Raw genomic sequence first — 23,653 nt, forward strand, 5'->3', positions numbered from 1 at the left:
CGAGGGGTCACGGAAGGACCTCGCCCTCGACCGCCGGCCCGGCCGCCGCCCAGTACCCGCGGTCCGTCGGCGGCCGCGACCGCAGGTCGTCCCGGACCTGCCCGGCCAGCCGCCGGGTGTCCCGCCGGTTGACCGTCGCGCCGATGCCCGCGCCCAGCAGCAGCGGGGTCACGGACGGCAACCGGCGCACCCAACTGCGGGTGAGCCGGCGCCGCACCTGCTGGCGCACCTCCGCGCCCAGGGCCAGCGCCGCGAAGCCCGCCGGGCGGGTCAGCAGCATCGCGTCGATCCCCCGGCGGTTCGCCCAGGCCCCCAGGTAGGCCCCGGCCCGCTGGGTGGCACTGCCCGGCGCCGGGACGCCGTAGACCTCGTGCAGCTCGGCGATCAGCTTCACCTCCACGGCCGCCACCGCCAGCGTCTCGGCCGCGATCTCCAGCGGCATCGCGGGCGGCACCGGCAGCATGGCCGCGGCCCCGACGCCCGCGCCGAGGGCGGCGGAGGCCCGGGTGGCACCGGACACCAGCAGATCGGCCAGCTGCTCGGGGTCGGCCGCGTCCGGGTGCTGGGAGCGCAGGGTCGCGAGGTCGCGGACCGGGATCCGTGGCGCCGTGCGCACCAGCTGCTCGGCCAGCGCCTTGCCGCCGAGCGCCGCGCCGCGGGCCGCCAGCCGGCCCCCGCTGCCCAGCCGCCCCGCCACGCCCGCCACCAGCGCCCGCCCCCGCCCGCGCTCCGCGTGGTACTCGGCGACCTGCCAGGCCCCGGTGGGCCGCTCGGCCTCCTCCACCAGCTCGGCGAGGCCCTCGGCCAGACCCCCCTCCGGACCGGATCCGGACCGGGGAACAGGCTCGGGACGCGCCGGACCGGAACGGCCCGCCCGCTTGAAGCGCCCCGGCTTTCGGAAGACTGCCATGCACTTCGGGTACCCCGTCCGCCCGCCCGACACGCCCAGATCCCGGGCTCGGCCCGGCGATCCAGCCGTTCCCGCAGGTCAGGCGACCCTCGATTCGAGGGTCGGAGCCCGGCCTGCCCCGGACGGCGCTCGAGGTCCCGCTCAGTTGGGGGCGGCGGTCATGGAGGTGACGGCCTCCGCCACGGTGCCCCGGTAGATGCTCATCTTGGGCTCCAGCACCTTGGCGCCGGCGCCGAGCGGGAAGTTCTGGGTGCTCGACAGGGGCATGTTGGTGCCCTCGTCGTCGGCCAGCACGTTGAGCTCGTCGATGCCGGGGGCGGTACCGGTGGTGGCGCCGCTCGGGTCGAGGTCGATCACCGCGTAGGCCTTCTGGCCCGCCGCGACGGTGAACCGCGTGGTCCCGCTGGCGAGGATCGGCTTGATGTTCTTGCTCCGGTCGCGCGCGGTGGCGTTGCCGAGGTCGACGCCCGGGGAGGAGCTGAGGCTGCAGGAGCTCCCGCCGGTGTTCTGCACCTCGATCACCCGCTGGCTGGGCGCCCCGGAGCGGGCCGACACGTGGATCGAGAGGTGCTGGACGTCGCACGGGCCACCGGCCGCGGACCCGGATCCGGACTTGGTGCTGCCGCCGGACGGCGCGTGCGTGGCCGGGCGCGAGCCCGTGCCCGTGGTCGGCGCGCCCGCCGTGGCCGCACCGCCCGCCGTCGGCTTCGCGGCCACCGTGCTGCTCGCGGAGGGCGCCGGCCCGGCGGCCGGGTCGGTGTTGTCGGGCCCGCAGGCGGTCAACGCCAGCCCCGCGCCGGCGAGAACGGTGGCGACGAGCAGCGGACGACGGTGGCGGACGGACATGGCGGCTCCCCGATGACGGTGTGTGCTGACTGCCTGGAACACTTCACAGGACGTCGGCCCACCGGTATTCGGTGGCACACCCGGCGTCACAATCACCAGGACATGACAGGGACGGGACTGTGACACCCGTTCGGGGACGGGCCGGTTGACAACACCCGCCCGGTGATGATCGGTCAGCCCGACCGGTGGTGGCCCGCCAGCTGGCGGAAGTCCGGGTGGCCGTGCAGGAGTTCGGGGTAGGTGCCGGTGGCGGAGGCGGTGCTCCGCCGCCGTCCCACCCCCGCCCCAGCCCCGCCCCGCCCCGCCCTGCCCCGCCGCCGCCGCCGCGACAAGGACTTGGTATGAGCACGGCAAAGGGTTCCCCGCCCGCGCGCCCACCATCTGGACGGACGGACGGCCGAGTTGATGTGGTGTCCGGACCCGGCCCGCGGGCCCACAGGCCCGTAGTCCCGCAGGCCCGTACGGACGAACCTCCCACACCCTCACACTCGGGAGCAGACGCATGCGCACCCCCCTCAAGGCCGCCGCCCACACCCTCACGGCACTGGCCCTGGCCGCCTTCGGCACCACCACCCTGGCCGCCGGCGCCGAGGCACAACCCGCCCCGGCCGCCGCCCACTTCGGAGCCAAGCCGCTCCACCCCGGCACCACCACCAAGAGCCCGACCGCGACCTCCGGCAACACCCTCTCGGTCCGCTCCTCCGCCACCCAGGGCGTGGTCTCCCCCACCCCCAAGGTGTACCTGGTGTTCTGGGGCTCCCAGTGGTCCTCCGACCCGGCCGGGGTCGCCCCCGACATGCAGAACATGTTCAAGGGCCTCTACGGCAGCCAGGACACCTGGGGCACCATCCTCAGCCAGTACTGCGAGGGCGTCGCCAAGGGCACCACCACCTGCGGCACCAAGGGCACCCACGTCCAGCACCCGGCCTCCTCCCCCCTGGCCGGAGTCTGGTTCGACAACGCCGCCGCCACCCCGGCCAACGCCACCGCCGCCCAGATCGCCGCCGAGGCCGGCAAGGCCGCCGCCCACTTCGGCAACACCACCCAGGCGCCCAACCTCAACGCCCAGTACGTGGTGGTGTCCCCCACCGGCACCCACCCGGACGGCTTCCCCAACTCCGGCTTCTGCGCCTGGCACGACAAGACCAGCAGCTCCTACGGCACCCTGGCGTACACCAACCTGCCGTACATCCCCGACAACGGGGCGGGCGCCTGCACCACCTTCACCGACGGCCGGCTGCTCTCCGGCATCGAGTCCACCGAGACCCACGAGTACGCGGAGACGGTCACCGACTTCTGGCCCAGCATCGGCTGGAACGGCGGCGGCGGTGAGATCGGCGACGCGTGCCAGAACCTCGACGCCTACGTCACCCTGAGCACCGGCACCTTCGACCTCCAGGGCCTGTGGTCCAACAGCGCCAACAAGTGCGTGACGCACGGCTGACGGCCGCCCGGTGAAGCCGTGGGGGCCGGACGGGAGCCCGTCCGGCCCCCACACGGCTCACCCCGGGCCTCAGCACCCCAACGGGCTCAGCACCCCAGGCTCAGCACCGCCTCGGCGAAGGCCGCCGGCGCCTCCTGCGGCACGTTGTGCCCCACCCCGGGCAGGGTCCGCAGCTCGCACGGGCCGGTGAACCGCTCGGTGCCGGTCTGGTCGGCGGGCGCGATCACCCCGTTGTCGCCGCCCACCAGCACCGCCGTCGGAACCCCGACCGGCGGCCGGGCCGCCAGCCGCTCCTCCAGCGCCCGGTAGCGCGGATCCCCCTCCACCAGGCCGTAGCGGTGCCGGTAGGAATGGACCGTCACCGCGACGAAGTCCGGATTGTGCAGACTGGCCGCCGAGGCCGCGAACGCCTCCTCCGCCCCCGCCCAGGTCGGCGACCACAGCCGCCAGAGCAGCCGGCACAGCTCCTCGCGGTTGCGCTCCAGCCCCAGCCGCCCGCGCTCCGAGTGGAAGTAGTACTGGTACCAGAAGTTGTGCTCCGCCTCCGGGGCGGCCGGCTCCGTCGCACCCGCGATGTCCTGGACGGTGTAGCCGCCCGCCGCCACCAGGCCGTGGACCCGCTCCGGGCTGGTGGCCGCCACGACGCAGGCCGCCCGCCCGCCCCAGTCGTAGCCCGCGAGCACGGCGCGCTCGATCCCCAGCGCGTCCATGAAGTCCACCAGGTCCTGCCCGAGCGCCGCCTGCTCACCGCTGCGCGGCGTGCCCCCGTCCAGGAACCTGGTCGGCCCGAAGCCCCGCAGGTACGGCACCAGGACCTCCCGGCCGCCCTCGGCGAGCAGCCGCGCCACCTCGTCGTAGGCCCGCACGTCGTAGGGGAAGCCGTGCAGCAGGATCACCGGGGCGTCGGTCTCCCGGCGGCGCCCACCGGTCCGGTGGTAGGCGATCTCCAGAACCGGTGTCGTCACCCGGTGCAGGTCGAGTGCCTCTTCGATGCTCGCAGTCATCCGGCCATGCTCGCACGCCAGTTGACGTCACGCCTGCTTCCTCGACGCCCCTACTCCACGCGGGTGGCGATCACGGTCCACGCCTTGGTCGAGGTGTCGTCCAGCCGGAGGTCGAACGCGAAGGTGATCGGCCGGCGCTCGCGCGCGTCGCCGCGGAGCACCTGCTCGGTGCGACGGTCGACCTCGTAGTAGACGCCCTCCGCGTCGACCGCGACGCGGAAGACGATCGGCTCGCGTGAGACCAGCGAACGCACCGTGACGGACCTGACGACGGCGTCACGCATGACGGTTCGGTCGACCGTGCGGACGGAGGTGAAGTCCAGGCTGCCGTCGTTCATCACCCACTCCTCGAGGAACCGCTCGACGGCCACCTCGAGCACCGCCCTGTCGAACCGGCCGTCGAGCACGCTCAGATCGCCGACGGCGGTGTCGGCATCCGTGCTCCACGAGATGTTGGTGAGCGACAGGATGTCGCCCGCGCCCTGGACCGCGGTCCGGCCGGCCACCTCGAGGACCGCCTCGCGGGCGACCTCCTTCTGGTCCCAGCCGTCCGTCTCGATGGCACCGGTCAGGTGGTGCGCACCCTCGGCCGCCTGCTCCACCGACGACACGATCCACTCCCCGGCCCGGTTCTTGCGCAGCGTCCAGTACTCGACCGGTCGCGTCGAGCCGTCCTTTCGGACGGCATCCGCGCCGTCGCCGCGGCGTACGTAGTCCCGGAGCGTGGCGGTGACCCGGAAGGTGACGGTGTCGTTCTCCTCGCCCGCGCGATTCGCGACGTCGACCAGCTCGACCACCGGGCCGGAGACGATCTCCACGACGTTGACCTCGCCGCGTGACGCGTAGTCGCGCAGCTGGTCGGCCCACTTGCCGTAGAGCACCGGGGACAGGATCTGCTGCAACGTGGCGTGGTCGTGCCGGGTCCAGGCGTTCTGGGCGGTCACGTAGAGCCAGCCGGCCCGGCTCTCGAGCGCGGCGCGGTCGAAGGTCGCGTCCGTGTCGGCGATGGCGTCGACCCGGGCCCCGACCTGGGCGGCGCGCTCGCGCGCCTGCTCGTCCGCGCGGTGCGCCGTACGGTCCGAGACCGTGTTCAGACCGACCGCCTGCGCCGTCCTCCGGCGCCGGTACATGATCCACAGGACCAGGAGGAGGACGGCCACGATCACCAGCAGGAGGACGAGCCCGCCGCCACCGCTGCCGACTCCGGAGCCGAAACCGAAACCGAAGCCGCCGCCGGTCGAGCCGTGGAAGCCGCTGCCGTGGCTGCCACCGCCCCCACCACCATGGCTGCCCCCACCGCTGAACCCGTGGCTACCGCCCCCGCCGCGGGCGTACGCCACCGCCGGGCTGCTCAGCGTGACGACTCCAGCAACCACAGTTGTCCACCGACGGGCGCGCACCGGGCTCCCCCTTCAAGAATCCGAGCTGTTCCGTACGAGCCTACAAGCAGCGTCGCCCACGCCGTCGGCCCGGTCGGACGCCTTCGCACACTGCCCCCGGCCGGTCACACAACGCGACGAGGGGGGTGTGGTGGCCCTGGCCACCACACCCCCTGCCCTGCTCCCCGCGCCCGGTGGCGCTGCTACGTTCCGGCGCAGTTGGTGAACGTGGGCCTGGTCCGTGCGCTGTAGATGCTCGCGCCGCCCTTGGTGTCGTACTTGAGGGGCACGGTGATGGTGTCGTCGGCGGTCCAGGGGAAGCCCTGGGCGTCGAACGTCCAGGTCCCGGTGGCCTTGGTGGCCAGCTCGGACAGCGTGACCCACCCGTACTGGCGCGGGGGCACGCTCACGGTCAGCTTGCTGCCCAGTTCCTGTTTGAGGTCCACCGTGGTCGCACCGTTGATCTCGCCGGTGACTGCGAGCGTGACGTTGGCGAGACCGATGTTTCCGCCGACGCTCAGGCTCCCGCCCAGCTTGAAGCCGATGGTGTTGGTCCACCCCGTGGTGGTGCTCAGCGAGAACTCCCACGGGATCGTGGTCGAGGTGTCGTTGAACCAGATCGGGGAGACGCACGCCTCCGGCAGCGTGAACGGCGGTGTCTGACTGGCCGTGGACCACGAGCAGGTCGCCGTGTCCTTGTTGCACCGGGCGGCCGCGTAGTCCACGGCGAGGTTCCACGCCGTCTGGTAGACCTCGGCGGGCAGCGTCCACTGCTGGTACGGCGTGTTGTCGCAGCGGTAGGTGTACGCCCAGTTGTCCATGCCGGGCGGTATCTGGACCGTCAGGCAGGTGTTGTCGCCGACCTGGCGGATCCTGAACGCCTTCTGCGCCGATCCGGCGACCGGCTGGACGTACCACTGCTCGGACGCCCGCCCGTCACAGGGCTGTTGCCGCAGCTGGTAGCGGGCGGTGGTCAGGTCCATGCACTTGCCGGTGGTGTTGTTGACGATGGCGAACCCCGAGCCGAAGCTCATGCCCGTGTTGATGCGCCACGTCGTGGCGGACCCCGGAGCCGGGCTGACCGAGACGGGCGCGTTGTCGTCGTAGCTGCCGTCCAGGACGTCCAGCTGCTTCCCGTTGCTGACGTTGGTGAAGGTCAGCTGGATCAGCGCCGTGAGCGACGTGCCGCTCTCCTCCCGCGCGGCGGCGGGGGCGGCCATGAGCCCCACTGCCGCGAACAGTGCCACGACGACGGCGGCCATCCTTCTCCACGAGGGTCTCGGGTGCTTCGCAGGCGTGGTTTCCATCGGTGGGATCCTTTCGTTCTGACCGTCGCTCCGGACTGTGCGGAGGAAGGGACGAAGACCAGGTGGTTCATTGATCAGGGAAGCGTCCAGCCGTGCCCCTCCAGCCACTTCTGCTGGCTCTTGGTCGGCGGCCGCGGACTTCCGTTTCCGTCGTGCTTCCAGGTCCCGTCCCTGTTCAACGCCGTTCCGTCAGTGAAGTGAACGTGGTCCTGCTCGCCCGGAATGATCCCTTTGTCGACCCGCTTGACTCCCGACGGGGCGCTCCCGAGGTTCACTTCCTGGTTCATCTGGTTCGGCGTGGAGGGGCGTTTGGCCGGGCAGTTGTGCACCAGAACCTGGGCCGCCCCGGCCTGGATGTAGTACGTGTGGACGCCGCTGACGGAGAGGTTGTGGACGGTCTGGCCGACGACCTCGCCGCGGTCGTGGACCGTGGCGACCCGGACGACCCCGGAGCCGGGCCCACCACGAATGAGGTCACCGGGCCTGATCTCCCCGGCATCGGCCCAGCCGTGACCCTGGATCCAGAAGGGGTGGCCGTCCGTGGCGGTGATCGTCACCGCTTGCGGGCCCTCGATGCCGATGTCGATCAGGTGCTTGGTGCCTTGACCGGTGATCACGTCCGCGACGGGTTCAGCCGCGGTGTGGCCGGTCGCCGGGTCCGTTGCCCGGACCTGGTCTCCTTCGTGGACGTCGCCGATCGATTTGACAGTGCCGTCGGCCATCACGACCTGGGTGTCGAGCGCGAAGGAATTGCACGACCTCTCGACGGCCTCGGCTGCTTTGCCGAGTGTCGAGGATTCCTTGGCAGCGTCCCTGGCGAGGGTGCCGGCGAGCTTGCCGCCGGGGATCATGCCCAGCGCGTCCATCGCCGCGGCCTGCTTGTTGCCCTGCGCCAGCTGACCGGCCACGGCCACCCCGGAGGCGACCGTCCCGATCGGACCCGGCACGAAGGCCACCACTTCCGCTGCGGTGGTGCCGACGCGGACCACCGACTTCCAACTGAACGTTCCGGCGAGGTCCAGGCCGTTGATCGGATCCGCGTTGACGTAGTCGTAGTCGTTGGCCGACCCACCCGGTACCGGGTCGACCTGCAGGAACCGCCCCAGGACCGGCAGATAGACGCGTGCGCCCATCTCGATCGCCTGCTGGCCGGCCAGGTGCTCCACCGGCCGCTCGTGCTGGCCCAGCCACCCGAAGTCCATCCCGCCGGCGACCGTCGCGGGGGCGGGGATGTCGGTGAAGGCACCCGTACCGGGGTCGATGTTCTGGCCGTACGGGTCGTAGAGGCGGATGTCACCGGTGCGAGTGGCGGCCCCGTCCGCGGTGAACAGCACGTCTCCGTGGATGTTGGGGTAGGACCAGTTGGTGGTGGCGGCCTTGTCGTAGTTCTTGGTCAGCAGGACCCCGCCGGGCAGCGCGACGATGCGTTGCAGCAGCTTGCCGTCCTTGTCCAGGACGAGGTCCGCGTCGTCGTGCTTGGAGCTGTAGGAGTAGCGGGTGGTTCCGTTCTTCGCTGCGTCGGTGGCGCCGGTGACGGTACGGGCCGTCAACCTGTCGGCCGGGTCCCTGGTGTACGAGATGGTGGTACCGGACGCGGTCGTGGTCTGGATGTGCCGCCTGGTGGAGTCGTAACCCAGGGCATCGTCCCCGAGTCTGACCGTGTCCCCGTGGGTGTCGTAGGCGAGGGCCAGGGTCAGACCGCCGCTGGTGGACGTCAACCGGTCGGCACCGTCGTAGCAGTAGACGGTGGTGACCGCGAGGCCGCCGTCGCGGCTGTCGGTGGATGCGGTGCGGTTGGTGTTCGACCCCGCCGTCTGCGCCGGTCCGCAGCCGTCGGCCGGGTCGAACCGGTAGGTGAGTCGGTGGTGCGGGACGACCGCCGCGACGAGTCGGCCCACGGCGTCGTAGGTGTAGGAGTAGTTCGCGGCGGGCTTCCCGTCCGCCGTCACCGCGTCGTCGGTGACACGGTTGTCCCGGGAGCGGGTCACCGTGTCGACCACGGTGGACGCGGCTGTCCTCCACGTCAGCGCCGTCGGCTTGCCCGATCCGTTGCGGGCCAGCGAGTCCAGGCGGGATCCGTTGCCGTAGGCGACTCCGGCCAGTTCGGTGGCCGCGTCGTAGGAGGGGGTGGCGACGGTGGTCCCGTCCACCTTGACGTCGGTCAACTGGTTGGCGTCGTTCCAGGCGTACGCCACCGTGCTGGTCACGCCCTTGACGGTGGTGGTGTCCGTGATCAGACGCCCGACCTGGTCGTAGGTGGAGGTGGAGGTGACGCCGTTGGCGTCGGTGTACCCGACCTCCTGGCCGAGCAGGTCGATCGCCGTGGTGATCGAGCCGTTCTCGTCGGTCGTCCTCGCCGTCAGCGGGTCACCGCCGACGGCGTAGTCGGTGGTGACGGTACGTGCGGGCTTGTCCCCGTAGGCCGGAGAACTCCGCTTGACCACCCGTCCGCGGGCGTCGTAGGCGGTGCAGGTCCACGCTTCGTCGTTGACACGTTCGGCGACGACTCGGCCGGCCTCGTCGTACACCGTCTCGCCGGTGAGCGCCGCCCCGCTGCCCGGCTTGGCCGCGGTGGCGGTCCTGGCCATGCCGCCCTGGTTGGCGGCCGGAGCGCTCGGGTCGCAGGGGTTGGCGCGGGTCTCGGAGTCGCCGTAGTAGACGGTCGTGTTGCGCTTGTCGGGGTTGGCGAGGTCACCGGCGGGCATGGCCGAGGCCAGCTTGCGCAGGTATCCCTCGCCCGGGCGCTCGTAGCTGGTACGGGCGGTCAGACCCAGTCCGCCGGGATCACCCGTGGTGGACACGGTGAGCCCGTACGCCGGGTCGATGCCCGCCGCCGGGTCCGAGTAGCTGCTGGTGCTGTGCTTGGACGGTGCCCGCTCCTGGCCGCCGCCGGAGGTGTCGTCGGTGGTGGTGCCCGTCGCCCAGCCGTAGCGGGGCGCGAGGTTCGTGCCGGGCACCGGGGCCGGGGCACCGGCCCCGGGCGGGGTCCAGGTGAAGGCCAGGGCCCCGGTCGTGCCGGAGCGGTTGTAGTAGTCGACGCGGACCCGGTGCCAGCTGCCGGCCGTGCTGTTGGCGTACGTGCCGGTGACCGCGGTGGCGGGTTTGTCGCCCCAGCCGTCGACGGTCAGGACGTCGTCGACCCAGAGGCGGACTCCGTCGACCGCGGTGAACCCGAGGCCGTACTGCCCGGCGGCCGGGAACTGCAACTCGCCGGTGAAGCGCCCGGACCAGCCACCGGTGTTCGGCACCGGTGGGCTCGTTCCCCACGACCGTGACAGTGCCCCGTCCGCGGCGCCGACCCCGGTGGCGAACACCGTCGGGACGCCCGCCAGTTCCGGGTTGTCGTAGAAGGCGGCCGACAGCCCCGCCAAGCCCTCGTCATAGCTGGTGCGGGTGTGCGGCATCGTCGCCGCGCACGCGGGTGTCGGGATCTGGCCGGTGAAGCAGGAGGCCGGTGCGGGCCCGTACTTGTCGACCGGGCGGTCGGCGTGGTCGTAGACCGTGGTGGAGCGTCGGCCGGCGCTGTCGACGGCCGCGGTGGCCTGGTCCTTGGTGTTCCACTCCGCGGCGATGCTCGCCCCGGTGAAGTCGGTGGTGACCAGGGTGCGTCCGGCGTCGTCGTAGGTGACGGTGCGGGAGCGGGTGGAGTCGTACACCCCGGCCAGGGCCACGGTGGCCTGCTTGCGCTCCAGGTAGTACTGGTAGAAGTGCTCGGCGCGTTTGTCGCCGGAGCGGCCGTCCGGGGCCGGTGCCAGCACCTGCACCGCGCGCAGGGCGGGCGGTTCCTGGGGCTGTTCGGTCACGGAGTCGTAGCCGATCACCGTACAGGCGGCGGCGGTGTCACCGGTGTTGGTGCAGCCATTCGCCGCGGACGGGGCCTGGTGCGCCACCCAGTCGTAGGCCAGACTGCCCCGGATGGTGGCCAGCGGCCCGATGCTGTCCAGGGCCTTCTGCTTCTCCTCCTCGTTGTCCCCGGCCTCGTCGTAGCGCTGCTTGGCCGAGGCCCGGCCCAGGTAGTCGAAGTCCTGCATGACCGCGCCGGGGTTCTCGACCCGGGCCAGGGTGCCCATCTGGTACCAGAGCCTGGTCTCGCTGCCGTCCCAGTACCGGACCCGGCACAGCATCTGCGGCGGGGCCGGGTCGGAGCCGGGCGGGCGGGGCACTCCGCCGTAACAGCCGTCGCTGCCATCGGTGTTGTAGAAGAGCTGGTGCGACCGGCCGGAGACCGGGTCCTTGATCTGCGTCAGCCGCGGTGGCGTCCCGCTGTAGCCGTACTGCAGTGCGGCCGGCTTCTTGCCGTCCAGCACCGACTCCACCGCCGCCAGGGTGCCGTCGGGGTTGAACAGCGACACGGTGTCGCCCTCGGTGAGCGTGATCCGGCCCGCGGTGTCGAAGGCGAGCACCCCGTCCTCGCCGACCGGCGGCGCGTAGCCGCCGGTGGAGGCCTTGGCCCAGGTGTGCTTGCCGCCGGCGCCGTCGGTGAGCACCACCGAGCCGTCCAGCATCTCGGCCCGGCTGTAGCCGCTGGACTGCGCCGACAGGGTCCAACCCGCCGGGAGCGCCTGCGAATCCGCGGAGAGCAGCCACTCCGTCGGCACGATCCTCGGATCCAGGTTGTGGGCGCGCTGGTCGTCGGTGCCGGTGCTGCTCTTGGCCCACAGCACCATGCGCGGACGCTGGTCGGAGTGGTGGTACAGCTCGACCCGGATCGGCACCAGTTGGCCGGCCTTCAACGCGAGGTCGTGGTCCTGGCGCGGGCCGGGCAGCAGGAAGTCATCGCCGGGCTCGGCGGGCCCGGGGTTGTCGTAGACGAGCTTGTCGCCCAGCCAGATCCGGGCGCCGTCGGTGTGCGCGCCGGCGAACCGGAAGTCCCCGGTGACCGGGGCCTTGAGCTGGCCCTCCCAGCGCACGACGAACCAGTTCTTGTCCAGGGCGGGCGGCATCGGGTTGTCACGCCACGGCAGGTTGTCCGGGTTGCCGGTCCACGGAATGCCCCAGTCCAGGTTGACCTGTGACTCGCCGCGCACCATCACGGGGATCGCGTCCGGAGTGCCCGCGTGCCGGGAGTCGTTGAAGTACGACGTGCGGACGCCGTGCGGGGCGCCCTCCCGGGAGTTGTAGGCGAGGTTCACCCCCGCCGATCCGCCGACGGTCCGGAAGGCCGGCCCGGCGGCCTCGACGTGGGCGTTGCCGTTGAACAGGTTCACCGTCACCGGGCCCAGGTGGTCGGTGGGTGCCGGCCCCGGGTCGCCGACCCGCTGGTTGACCGTGAAGTGCCCGACCCACTGCGGCGGCGTCGCGGTCGTCCCGCCGGACACCGCGGTGGCCGCCGTCCAGGTGTAACGGCCGCCGTCGTGCAGCACGTGCTTGGGGACCGTCCACTGCGGCTGGTCGAGGCAGCCGGAGTCCACCACGCTGCCCGAACGGCCGTCGAACCCGGTGGAGATCTTGAAGCAGTAGAGGACACCGTCACCGGCCGCGGCCACCTGCAGCGCGGGCGTCTCCGTACCCACCACGGCACCGTCGACCGGGGACACCAGACTGGTCTGCGGCGCCGCCGGGGCTGCGGCGCGCACGGATCCGCGCGCGCCGGGCCGGGGATGCCCGCCCGTCGCCAAGGGCGCGAAGTCGGCCTTCGGCTGCCCCACCTCGGCCTGCGGCTTCTGCTCGGCCGCCGACGGGACCGACAGGATCGGCAGGTCCCGTGGGACCGTCCTCGCCGGGGCGGACTCGGGCGCGGATGCGGGCTCGGGCAGGGGCGCGGACGCCGACGCCTGCGCCGATGGCAGGCCTCCCGCCTGGGCCAGCGAAGCCACCAACACCGTCGCCACCATGAACACGACCCACCGGAACCACGAGCGCGCGGACCCCCGCGCCATGCCGGCACCTCTGGACAAGGCCCCCTCCAACGCCGTCGACGCCCGCCGGAACCCGCGACACGTCAGGGCGCGGGCCAACGCTCCTGCACTCCCGACCGGGAGGCATACGCAACGACTGGCATCCTCCGGGACCGGCGGGCCCCGGGGAACAGGTGCCGTGCACCTTGGCCGGAACCACCGGATCTCCGGGCCGCCAAACGGAACACCCGCCGCAGGGCCCGGCCGTCACCGCCGGCCCTCCTGTCAGGGACATGGTAAAGATCGTGCCCCTGGGCATCCCTAAGCGGAGTTGTGGAACCGCCCGGCGCGGGTGCCCCAATTGGCCGGAACCGTACGGCCCGTCGAGCACCCGGCCGATGGCGCGCGACCGTCGGCGCGGTCCCCGGTCCGCCTACGCGCAGTGACGCCGCCCGGCCCGGACAGCGGGCCGGGGCAGCGGGCCAGGACCGAGGCCAGGGCCAGGAATTGATCCGCATCCGAACCGGGAATAGCCTGGAAGCACCGCGAGTTGGCGGGCCCCGGCAGTCCGTACTCCGCCCCCGCCGACCGGCACGGCGTCAATCCGCCGTGTCCATGTGCTGCGTTCATCCGCTGCGTTCATCTGCTGCGTTCAATCTGCTGCGTTCAATCTGCTGGGGGCGCCCGATGCACACCCACCCGGCACGGGCCCTGGCCGTCTGTTCGCCAGGGCACGGCAGACTCCACCTCTTCGTCGGCGCGGAGGACGGCACCGTACGGCACCAGGCCTTCGACGGCGGCTGGCACCCCTGGCGCACCCTGGACCGCCCCTGGCCCGCGCCCGGCACCCCCGGGGCCACCGGCGCCCCCGGCTTCAACTGGCTGAGCGCGACAGCGGTCGAAGGCCGCCCGGTCGAGGTGTTCGCCCTCGGTGCCGACGGCGAGCTGCGGTGCCTGCGCCCGGGCGCCGGGGAGCACCCGCACTGGACGTCACTCGGCGCCCCCGGCCTGGGCCGTGGCCCGGTGACCGGCTTCACGGTCGTGCCGGGCCGGCCCGGCGAGGTCCACCTCGTCCTGGAGACCCTCCCGGACACCGGCGCCCCCACCTGGGAGCATCTGCACGCCCACCCAAGCAAGGGGCCAATTGTGCTCCGCACGGGCGAGCGACCACCCGGCCACCTCGCGGCCGCGGCCACGGCCACCGCACCCGGCCGGGTCGACCTGCTCCTCGCCGACCCCCGCGAACACCTCCTGCTCCACACCCGACTGGAGAGCGACACCCCGCCGACACACCGGCCGCCGCCCTGGGAGGCGCTCGGTCCGCTCCCCGACGGCGACGAACGCTCCTTCACCTGCCTCGCCGCGACGGAGCGTGACGTCTTCCTCGGCGGCGACCGCGGCCTCCACCACTCCGCCCTGGACCCCTGGCTCGGCTGGGAGCAGCTCGGCGGCGACCTCACCGCCGGGGCCCCGACCAGCACACTGGGCCCGACCGGCGCCCGGCTGGCCGCCGTCGCCTCCGGCGGCAGCCGCCTCGACGTGTTCGCCGTCTGGTCCGGCACCGCCCTGATGCACCGCCGCTTCGACCGCGGCTGGCAGGACTGGCAGCTCCTCGACCTGCCGGCCGCGCCCACGGACAGCTACCCCGTGCTGCGCCCCGAGGACCTGGTCACCCTGACGGTCCGGAGCCAGGGCCTGCACCAGCGGACGCTGCCCGACGGCACGGTGCAACTGGTCGCCGACCCGGGCGGCGGGCACCTGCTGGTGGACCTCCCCTCGCAGCACCTGGCCGAGACGGTGGTGGAGTCCGGACAGCCGCCCCGGGGCTTCCTGGCCGGGCCGTCGACCCTGTGCTTCGCCGTCGGCGCGGATCCGGTCACCCTCACCGTGGCCGGCCTGCTCGACGCGATGAACCGCCTGCCGCTGCTCGTCACGACGGCCACCACCGCCGACCTGCTGGCCCGGCTCGAAGTCCCCTGGAACCTGCTGCTCACCCTCCAGCCGGACGCCCGGTGCACCCACCGCACCCTGCCCGCCACCGGCGCGGCCGGCGGCACCGAACTGTGGCACAGCCGGATCGCCGGCCCGGACGGGCACCTGACGGCGCATCCCCTGCGGTCCCTGGCCGACGGCACCGACCACGGCACTCCGCTGGACACCTGGTACGACAGGATCATCTCGGCCGCCGCCGCCTCCCCGGCCGTGCCCCTCACCGTCGACCGACTGATCCTCAGCGCCTACGGTGCCCGGTTCTCCGCCGCCGCCCACTGGCCCCGGCTGGAGTGGGCCCACGACGCCGCGCTCGGCCGGGACTTCCACGTCAAGGTGTCCGTCCCCGGCGCTCTGTTCCCGTTCGGCCACCGGGCCGCCTACATCGAGGTCTCCGACCGCCGGTTCGACGGCACGGACCCCTCGGTGGCCGCCCTGCACCGCAAGGCGTTCCTGATCGTCACCGAACCCGTCCGCGACGACTACGGCATCGGCGCGGGCGGCCCGCACGAGCGCCGGTTCCCGTTCCAGAGCGTCTCGATCGACCCCGGGCAGACCGGCGGCCTCGACGACGCCTCCTGGATCCCGGCGGACTCCTCGGCCACCCCGCCGAGGTGCTTCTGGCCGACCAGGGGCGGCGCCCCGGTGGTGTTCACCCTCCAGGCCACGGCCGGGCAGCAGTCCGTGGAGCTGCACCTGCCGCTGCTGTTCGTCGAGGACGCCGCCACCGGCGCCGACCACGGCGCGGCGCTCGACCGGATCTACGGGACGGGCCCGCACACCGGGCCCTTCGCGAACCCCGGCCGCCCGCTGTCCGACATCGGCGTCCGCGTCCCGCTCGCCATGGCATCGGCGACCCGAGCCGTGGAGGGCGCGGTGCAGGAGGTGCAGTCGATGACCTTCGGCGGGACCGGTGCCGGGCTCTCCCCCAGCGGAGTCGGCTTCTACCCGCAGGTCACCCAGCTCGCCGTCGGCCTGCCGGCCGTCCGCCGGCTCCTCGGCCCGCTCCCGGCGCTGCCCGCCACCGTCTCGAAGGCGCTCGTCGACACGCCCTGGGGCAGCCCGGCACCCGACGCGCTGCTCCAGCTCGTGACGCCCCTGCCGCTCGACTTCGGGGCCGCCGGGGCCCGGGTCGGCGGGCTGTCGGCGCCCAACATGACCGTGTCGCAGATCTCCCGCACGCTCGGGCCGGCCGTCAGCGACGCCTTCCGGACCGATCCCACCAAGCTGTTCGCCCCGGATGCCACCCTGTTCGGCGTCGTCCCGCTGAGCAGCCTGATCAAGGCCGTCTCCGCCCCGCCGACGCTCGTCTGGACCGGGGAGGGCACGCCCACCCCGTCCGCGGAGCTGACCTGGCACCAGGGGCTGGCGAAGGACGCCGGACCGTTCCACCCCGGCCCCGACTGCTCGTTGAGCATCGACGTGAGGTCCCAACTGGTCGACGGCAGAGCGGAGATGCACGCCACCGGGGTGATCACGGACTTCCGGCTGATCGTCCCCGAGCCGAACGCCCCCGCGTACGTCACCCTCACCTTCCCGTCGGTGACCTTCACCGCCGACCCCGGCAGACGGCTGGACCTCAAGGTCCGGCTCTCGGACGTCACACTCGGCGGGGACCTCGGCTTCCTCGCCACCCTGGAGCGGTACCTCTCGTTCGGGGAGGACGGCCCGAGGATCGACCCCTCGGCCACCGGCATCACGGCCTCGTACACCGTCGCCGTCCCCAGCCTCGGCCTGCTGGTGTTCAGCCTGCAGAACCTGACCATCCAGGTCGGCGTCACGCTCTCCCTGACCGGCCGGCCCCTCCTGATGGACTTCGCGTTCGGCACCCGGGAGCGGCCGTTCCTGGTCACGGTGTCCGGCTTCGGCGGCGGCGGGTACCTGGAACTCGGCCTGAGCGCCGGCGGGGCCGACAGCGGCCTGCAACGCTTCACCGGCGGGATCGAGTTCGGCGCCGCCATCGCGATGGACTTCGTCATCGTCTCCGCGGAGGTGCACGTCTTCGGCGGCGTCGTGTTCGCCAAGAACGGGACCGACACCGAGGTCACCGGCTATCTGCGGATCGGCGGCAGCGTCTCCCTGCTCGGGCTGATCAGCGTCTCGATCGAGCTGACCCTCGCCCTGACGTACGACGCCACCAGCGGGTCGCTGAGCGGTTCGGCGCGGCTCGTGGTCACCGTGGACCTGACCTTCTTCTCCAAGTCCTTCACGCTGGAGTGCCACAAGTGCTTCGGCAACTGCCCGCCCTCCGTCGGACAACGCGCCACCCTCCCCGGCGCCCCGGCCGCCGCGGACCCCTCGGTCCGGGCCGCGCTCGGACCGCAGGGGCAGTCCTTCCCGTGGCAGACCTACTGCCGGGCCTTCGCAGGGGAGTGAGCCATGTCATCGACCGGCCCGCACGACTCGACCAGCCTGGAGCGGCAGTTCGTCTGGACGGTGATCCCGGCGGGCCGGGTGACGGCCGTCCCCGGGCAGTCCGAACCGATGGCGCTGCTGTCGGTGCTGCTGACACCGCGCCTGATCGGCCCGGCCGGAACGGCGCTCACCGTCACGGACTTCGGGCTGCAGGACTGGCCGAAGTGGCTCGCCGTCACGGGCTTCGACATCCGCCGCGCCGGACGGTCACTGCGGTCCGTGCGCATCCCGTACACCGCCCTCGACGGAAGCACCGTCCAGTTCCCGCCGGAGCGGCAACTCGCCGTCTGGCACGCCCTGATCACCGGCACGATGCCGGTGGAGCCGTACCGGCCGAGCGGCTTCGACGGGCGCGACACCACGGCCTTCCCGGCCGGCCAGGCCGGTACCGACGTCAAGGGCATCTACACCGCCACCGCCCAGGCCCACGCCGCACACCGAGGCGCGGCGCCGGAGAGCCACCCCGGGCTCCGGGCCGCGCTGCGCGCGATCGCCGACCAATGGCAGCCCGGCCTGCTGGCGCCCGTCGGCGCCCCGGCCGACGCCTCCCCCACTGACGTACCGACCGGTGCCACGCCGGCGCTCGCCCAGGCCTACGCCTTCTACCGGCGCGGCGCCCCCGGCACCACCGCGCCACCACGCCGGATCTCCCCCGACGCCGCGCCCGTGCCCGAGTTCCACCAGACCGTCACCCACCTGGCCGACCACCCCGTCGTCCTGCGGGCACTCGGCCTGCTGCTCGACCTCGCCGTCCCGGCCTCCGCGCTCACCCCGGTGGACCAGGCCCACCCGGCGGAGCTCAGCGTGGTGCCGCTGTGGCCCGCCCCGGGCCCGCACCCGCTGCCCGGCTGGGGCGCGGCCACCCAGAGCGACCTCTCCCCCGCCACCGCCTACACCCTGACCGGCACCCGCTTCGTGCCCTCCTCCGTCGACGGCCCGACCTCCACCGGGTTCAGCGACGGCCTGCTGCCGCTGACCGGCGCCCGTCTCGCACCCTCCGCGAACCCCCGCTTCGAGCTGCTGTCCTTCGACGTGGACGGTGCCGCCCTGCGGCTGGTCAGCACGGCCCGGTCGGACGCCTCGTCGGCCCCGCCCGACGGGAACTCCCCGGTCCCGGTCGGGGCGCTGCCCGCACTGCACTCGACGGGCTTCGCCCTGGTCGACCGGGCGCGGCAGGAGGAGCACGGCAAGCAGATCCGGCGGGCGCAGCAGCGCTCCACCCCGGCCGGTCTGATGGCCTCGGCCCTGCTCGCGGACTCCCTCCTCGGCGGCTACCGGATGGACGTGTTCGACGACAAGCACCAGACCTGGCACTCGCTGTGCCGACGCCGGGTGCACTACACCGTCGGCGGAGTGCCGCTGCTGCCGGACGGCCTGCTGGACGAGGGCTACCTGCGCCCCGGCGCGGTGGTCACCGGCTTCGGCGACGCCGACACGCTGTACCTGCACGAGATCGTGGCCCGCTGGGACGGCTGGAGCCAGGTGGCCCAGCGGCCCGAACGGGTCACCGGCACCGGGGACACCATGCCCACCCCGGTGGCCTCGGCCCTCGACACCACCGTGGAGTGCGACCCCGGCTCCCTGCCGCGGCTGCGGTTCGGCCGCACGTACCGGGTCCGGGTCCGGCTCGCCGACCTCGCCGGCGGCGGACCGCGCGTCGAGGAGGTCGGCCCCACCGAGGCCCGGTCGGACCCGATCACCTACTACCGCTTCGAGCCGCTGCCGCCCCCGGAACTGGCGCCCACCAGGGAGTGGGACGACGGCGACGGCCAGGACCGGATGGTCATCCGCAGCGACCGCGGCATCTCCGCCGCCGACTACGCGACCCTCCACGGCTACCGCCCCTACGACCTGCGGCACCTGCTCCCGGCGAAGTGCTCGTTCGCCCTGGCGATGCAGTACGACGGCGCCTTCGACGCCGCGCTGGGCCCTGCGGTGCCCGACGCCGTGGTGACCGGGCTCTTCGACATCGCCACCCGGGCCGACCGCGAGCTCACCGACATCCCGGGCGCGCGGACCGTCCCCGCCGGACCGGCCGTGCCGTCCCCGTACGTCATCGTGCCCGAGACCGACGCGGCACTGCCCTGGCTGGCCGACCGGAGCGGCGTCTGCGCCGCACTGAACGCCCGGCCCCGGCCGATCGACCCCCGCACCGGCCGGCCCGGGGAAATCGTCCCGCCCGACAAGGCAGTGATCGCCATCTGGCAGGGCGCCTGGCCCGACCTGCAGACCGCGTCCGTCCGGCTGGAGGCGGCCGCGAGCGGCTGCACGGTCAGCCGGACCGACCCGCGCCACGTCACGGTCGCGCTCGGCCCGGCCGAGCAGGTGACCTTCGACATCCCGTCCTGCCCCGGCTACGACGACGTCGCCCTGTTCGGCATCGCCCTCTGGCAGGGCGTCAACCCGTCGGTGCCGCACGACTCGGCCTTCCAGAACATCGTCGCCGGCCGGAACCGCCTGATCACCCCGCCGCGCACCGTCACCCTGGTGCACGCGGTGCAACGCCCCCTCAGGGACCCGGGCGGGAAGCTGACGGCCCAACGGGGGCCCGGCGACCGCGACACCGTCCTCGGCCGGGACAACCTCGCGATCGACATCCCGAGCACCGGGCGGATCGATTTGCACGCCGAGTGGACCGACCAGGACGACAACCCGCCCGCCGCACCCACCACCACCCGGCGGACGGCACACGTCGGCTCCTACGAGGTCCAGCACCTGGCGCTGTTGGAGGCGGTCCCGGAGATCCGCCAGGAGTTCGGCGACACCCGCCACCACCACGTGAGCTACACCGTGACGGCCGTGTCCCGCTTCGAGGACTGCTTCGCCCGCGTCCTCGCCTCCGACCCCGGCGCCTGCACCTCCACCGGGCAACTCGCCGACCTCGACGTGCCGAGCACCGTACGCCCGCCCGCCCCCCGACTGGTCCGCTGCGTCCCGTCGTTCGGCTGGACCAGGACCACCGACGGGCAGCGGTCGCTCACCCGGCTGCGCCACGGCGGCGGCCTCCGGGTCCTGCTCGACCGGCCCTGGTACGTCTCGGGCAACGACGAGGCCCTGGCCGTCCTCACCTTCCCGCCCGGGCCGGTGCTCCCCGACGCCCTGCGGTACGTCACGGTCGCCGGACGCGACCCGATCCGGGACACCGGGGCGCCGCCCGCCGTCCTCACCGCTGCCCAGGTCAACGCGGCGCAGCGGGCCCAGGTCACCCTCCCCGAGCTGCAGCGCCAACTGGACGCCGCCCTCTACCCGGTCGAGTTCGACGCCGAGGGCGACCGCTGGTTCGCCGACCTGGACCTGGCGCCGGTGGTCGCCTCCTCCTACTTCCCGTTCGTCCGGCTCGCCCTGGCCCGCTACCAGCCGTACACCCTCGCCCGTGTCCCCGACGTCTCGCCGGTGGTGCTGACCGAACCCGTCCAACTCGCCCCTCAGCGACGGCTGACGGTCACCCGGAGCGCGGGGCGGGCGAGCGTCGTCCTGGAGGGTCTCGGGCCGGGCGGGGCCGGGAACACCGTCCGGACCGAACTCCAGGTCCAGGACCCCGGGATGCCGGCGCCGGACGGCGTCACCGGCTGGTCCACCGTACTGACGGCCTCCGCCGTGCTCGGGCAGACCAACGTGATCAACCTTCCGGACACCGGGCAGCGGGCCCAGCGCCTGGTGGTCCGGGAGTTCGAGCTCGAACCCGTGCCCACCACCGGCAGTCCCACCGGGCGGCCGGTCTTCCTCGACGTCGTGCCACTGGGAACGTGGTGACGGACGCCGCCGCACCTCCACCACGGGAGAAGCGATCATGGCAGACATCTTTCCCGACACCGGCCAGATCCGGCTGGCGCACCTCGCCTCCTCCGAGGTGTCCCCCTTCGTGGTGGACCAGGTCGCGACGGCCTGGGCCCTGCTGGTGGTGGCCATCGGACCGGACTGCGCACCCCTGGGCGCGCGGCCACCGCAGATCGAGATCCAGACGGGCACCAGACCGGCGGGACCCGGGCCGGTGCGACACGGGCCGCTCACCGACATCCCGCAGGCACCCGCCACCGCCTCGATCGTCGACGAGACCTTGGCGGCGGTCGGGACCGCCTCCTGGACCAGGGGCCCCTTCGACGTCTTCGCCGTGACGATCCACATCACCAACCCGGACGACCGCCCCTGGGCCGTGCGGTTCACCAACACCGACCCGGTGGAACTCGGCTTCGTCTGGTCCACCGCGGCGAGCGCGGACAAGGCCCGACAGCCCCGGGTCGTCATGGACACCACCCCGCTCCGGACGACCGCGATCGTGGGCAAGGCCCAGCCGACGATCTCGATCCCGATCTCCAACATCGGCACCGGGCCGCTGACCATCAACTCCAAGGCCGACCAGGCCATGGGCGCGGGCTACCGGCTGCACACGGTCCCACCGAGTATCCCGCCCAACGGCTGCGACCACCTCGACATCACGGTCGACGCCGCGTCCGTCCCGCCCGCCACCGCCATGGTGACCGCCACCTTCGTCCTGGACTGCGACGATCCGGTCACCCGGGAGGTCACCCTGCAACTGTCCCGCGACGAGAAGGGCAAGGAGGACAAGGACCAGAAGGACGTCAACAAGGAGGACAAGGAGGACAAGGACGGCAAGGACAGGAAGGACCACAAGGACGGCAAGGACTCGGGCAAGGAAAGCCCCAGGGAGTTCCTCGACGCGGCCGCCGGAGCCAGCCCCCCGCCCGAGCACTTCATCCCCCCGACCCAGCGCCCCGACCTCGCCGACAGCGCTCTCCGGGACGAACCCCCCGAACCGGGGCGGACGGAAGGGTAGGCGCCACATGTGGCTGGTGCTCTGCGACCCGGCCGACCAACCGGCACTGTGGGCGTACCAGGGGCTGCGCGAACGCGGCCTGGAGCCGCTGGAACTGCTCTCCCCGCAGACCCTGCTCGGCTCCACGAGAACGGCCCACCGGGTCGACCGCCTCGGCGCGCGCTTCGAACTCACCCTGCCCGACGGCCGCGTCCTGGACAGCCGCGAGGTCGACGGCGTGCTCAACCGGGTGGCCGCCCCACCCTTCGGGATCCTGCCGTTCAGCACGCACACCGATGCCGTGTACGCCGCGCAGGAGCTGAGCGCGCTCCTGCTCAGCCTGCTCACCTGCCTGGCCCCCGTCTCGGTCAACCGCCCCTGCGGCTACGGGCTGTGCGGGGCCTGGCGCTCGACCGCGGAGTGGACGGCGCTCGCGGCCGCCGCCGGGCTGCCGGTCCCGCCGGCCCGGATCTCCAGCGACCCGGACGCCCAACCGCCCACGGCCCCGCCCGGGCGCGGCGACGTCCTGGTGCTCGGCGAGCACGTCTTCGGCGTGCCCGCGGCCGAGGACGAGGAGCCGTACGTCCGGCTCGCCCGGCTCGCCGAGGCCGACCTCCTCGGCATCGACCTGCACCGCGAGGGGACGGGCGACGACGGGAAGGACGACGACGTGACGGGCGACGACGGGGAGGGCGACGGGCCACCGGCGGTCTTCGCGGGAGCGAGCCCGCTCCCCGACCTCCGCCCGGGCGGCGATCCCTTCCTCGACCGCCTGCTCAAGCACCTCACCGCGCTCTCGCCGGGTGCGCCGTGATCGTCGTCTGCGGCATCGCCAGCGAGTCGCCGGTCGCCCGGGTCACCGCCGAACTCGACGCACTCGGCCTGCCGTTCGCCATGCTCCACCAACGGCGCTTCCAGGAGCAGCCGTTGGAGCTGGAGGCCACCGGCACCGCCGTCCGGGGGCGGATCCGGTACGACGGCGGATCCGTCGACTGCGCCGACGTCACCGGCGTCTACCTCCGGCTGATGGACTGGCGCAGGCTCCCCGAGGTCCGCGACGCGGGCGAGTCCACCGTGCGCGGCTGCGCGTCCTGGCACGCGGCCGTGAGCACCTGGCTGGAGCTCGCCCCGGGCTGCGTGATGAACCGGGAGAGCGCGATGGCGTCCAACATGTCCAAGCCCCACCAGGCCCAGCTGATCCAGCGGTCCGGATTCCTGGTCCCGGAGACCTTGGTGACCAACGACCCGGACCTCGTCCAGGAGTTCAGGGAGCAGCACGGCGAACTGGTCTACAAGTCGATCAGCGGGGTGCGCTCGATCGTCCGGACCCTCGACCGGCAGGCCCTGGACCGGCTGCCGCTCATCCGCTACTGCCCGGTGCAGTTCCAGCGCCGCCTCACCGGCACCAACGTCCGGGTGCACACGGTCGGTGACGAGGTGTTCGCCACCCGGGTCGAGGCCGACCGGGTCGACTACCGCTACGCCCACAGCGACGGGGGCCACGCCGAACTCTCCGCCTGGCAGCCCCCCGACGACCTCGCCGAGCGCTGTCTGCGCCTCGCGGACCGGCTCGGGCTCGCCCTCGCCGGGATCGACCTGATGCTGGCCGACGACGGCGAGGTCTACTGCTTCGAGGTCAACCCCTGCCCGGCCTTCACCTACTACGAGTCCCACACCGGCCAGCCGATCGCCCGCGCCGTCGCCCGCGCACTCGCCCGGGGCTGACGAGCAGAGAGGACCCCCGGGGG

At 73.0% G+C, this 23,653-nt stretch carries 12 protein-coding genes; 6 read left to right on the forward strand and 6 right to left on the reverse strand.

The annotated features are described in order from the left end of the window. Positions 1-7: 7 nt before the first annotated feature. Both AB0F71_RS21490 and AB0F71_RS21495 read right to left on the reverse strand, forming a co-directional pair. The gene (locus AB0F71_RS21490) at positions 8-910 is read right to left on the reverse strand and encodes a hypothetical protein (RefSeq protein WP_360236783.1); all 903 of its coding nucleotides are present in this window, start codon (positions 908-910) and stop codon (positions 8-10) included. Between the two features lie 141 nt (positions 911-1,051). Continuing rightward, a complete protein-coding gene (locus AB0F71_RS21495) occupies positions 1,052-1,756 on the reverse strand; it encodes a DUF4232 domain-containing protein (RefSeq protein WP_360236786.1) in 705 nt (234 codons plus the stop codon). A 502-nt stretch (positions 1,757-2,258) separates the two neighbouring features. Between AB0F71_RS21495 and AB0F71_RS21500 the strand changes: the two genes are divergently transcribed. After that, entirely contained in the window at positions 2,259-3,200 is a 942-nt protein-coding gene (locus AB0F71_RS21500) for a hypothetical protein (RefSeq protein ID WP_360236789.1), read from the forward strand. Positions 3,201-3,286: 86 nt separating this feature from the next. Here the strand turns inward: AB0F71_RS21500 and AB0F71_RS21505 are convergent, their stop codons facing one another. The 4 genes from AB0F71_RS21505 to AB0F71_RS21520 form a co-directional block, all read right to left on the reverse strand. After that, positions 3,287-4,204 carry an alpha/beta hydrolase gene (locus AB0F71_RS21505; protein ID WP_360236792.1) on the reverse strand — a complete coding sequence of 306 codons (918 nt, stop codon included), beginning with the start codon at positions 4,202-4,204 and terminating at the stop codon, positions 3,287-3,289. A 50-nt stretch (positions 4,205-4,254) separates the two neighbouring features. Beyond that, positions 4,255-5,580 (reverse strand): Tim44-like domain-containing protein, encoded by a 1,326-nt coding sequence (locus AB0F71_RS21510; protein WP_360236795.1) that lies wholly within the window; start codon positions 5,578-5,580, stop codon positions 4,255-4,257. Between the two features lie 206 nt (positions 5,581-5,786). Next, positions 5,787-6,845, reverse strand: a complete 1,059-nt coding sequence (locus AB0F71_RS21515) for an RICIN domain-containing protein (RefSeq protein ID WP_360236798.1) — start codon at positions 6,843-6,845, stop codon at positions 5,787-5,789. A gap of 119 nt (positions 6,846-6,964) precedes the next feature. Beyond that, positions 6,965-12,466, reverse strand: coding sequence for a PA14 domain-containing protein (locus tag AB0F71_RS21520; RefSeq protein ID WP_360236801.1), 5,502 nt, complete (start codon positions 12,464-12,466; stop codon positions 6,965-6,967). A 948-nt stretch (positions 12,467-13,414) separates the two neighbouring features. Here AB0F71_RS21520 and AB0F71_RS21525 point away from each other — a divergent pair. Genes AB0F71_RS21525 through AB0F71_RS21545 form a run of 5 tightly spaced genes read left to right on the forward strand, consistent with a single transcriptional unit; the run spans position 13,415 to position 23,630 of the window. Further along, positions 13,415-17,092 (forward strand): hypothetical protein, encoded by a 3,678-nt coding sequence (locus tag AB0F71_RS21525; RefSeq protein ID WP_360236804.1) that lies wholly within the window; start codon positions 13,415-13,417, stop codon positions 17,090-17,092. 3 nt (positions 17,093-17,095) lie between these two features. Further along, the gene (locus AB0F71_RS21530; RefSeq protein WP_360236807.1) at positions 17,096-20,884 is read left to right on the forward strand and encodes a hypothetical protein; all 3,789 of its coding nucleotides are present in this window, start codon (positions 17,096-17,098) and stop codon (positions 20,882-20,884) included. 37 nt (positions 20,885-20,921) lie between these two features. Then, complete coding sequence (locus tag AB0F71_RS21535) at positions 20,922-21,926, forward strand: hypothetical protein (protein ID WP_360236810.1); 1,005 nt, start codon at positions 20,922-20,924, stop codon at positions 21,924-21,926. 7 nt (positions 21,927-21,933) lie between these two features. Next, on the forward strand, positions 21,934-22,719 hold the full coding sequence (locus AB0F71_RS21540) for a hypothetical protein (protein WP_360236812.1): 786 nt from the start codon (positions 21,934-21,936) through the stop codon (positions 22,717-22,719). Then, positions 22,716-23,630: a glutathione synthase gene (locus tag AB0F71_RS21545; RefSeq protein WP_360236815.1), complete on the forward strand. Its 915-nt coding sequence runs from the start codon at positions 22,716-22,718 to the stop codon at positions 23,628-23,630. Before AB0F71_RS21540 ends, AB0F71_RS21545 begins: the two co-directional genes overlap by 4 nt. Positions 23,631-23,653 lie beyond the last annotated feature (23 nt).

Origin of the sequence: Kitasatospora sp. NPDC028055 (genome assembly GCF_040637885.1) — a bacterium.
Classification (GTDB): domain Bacteria; phylum Actinomycetota; class Actinomycetes; order Streptomycetales; family Streptomycetaceae; genus Kitasatospora.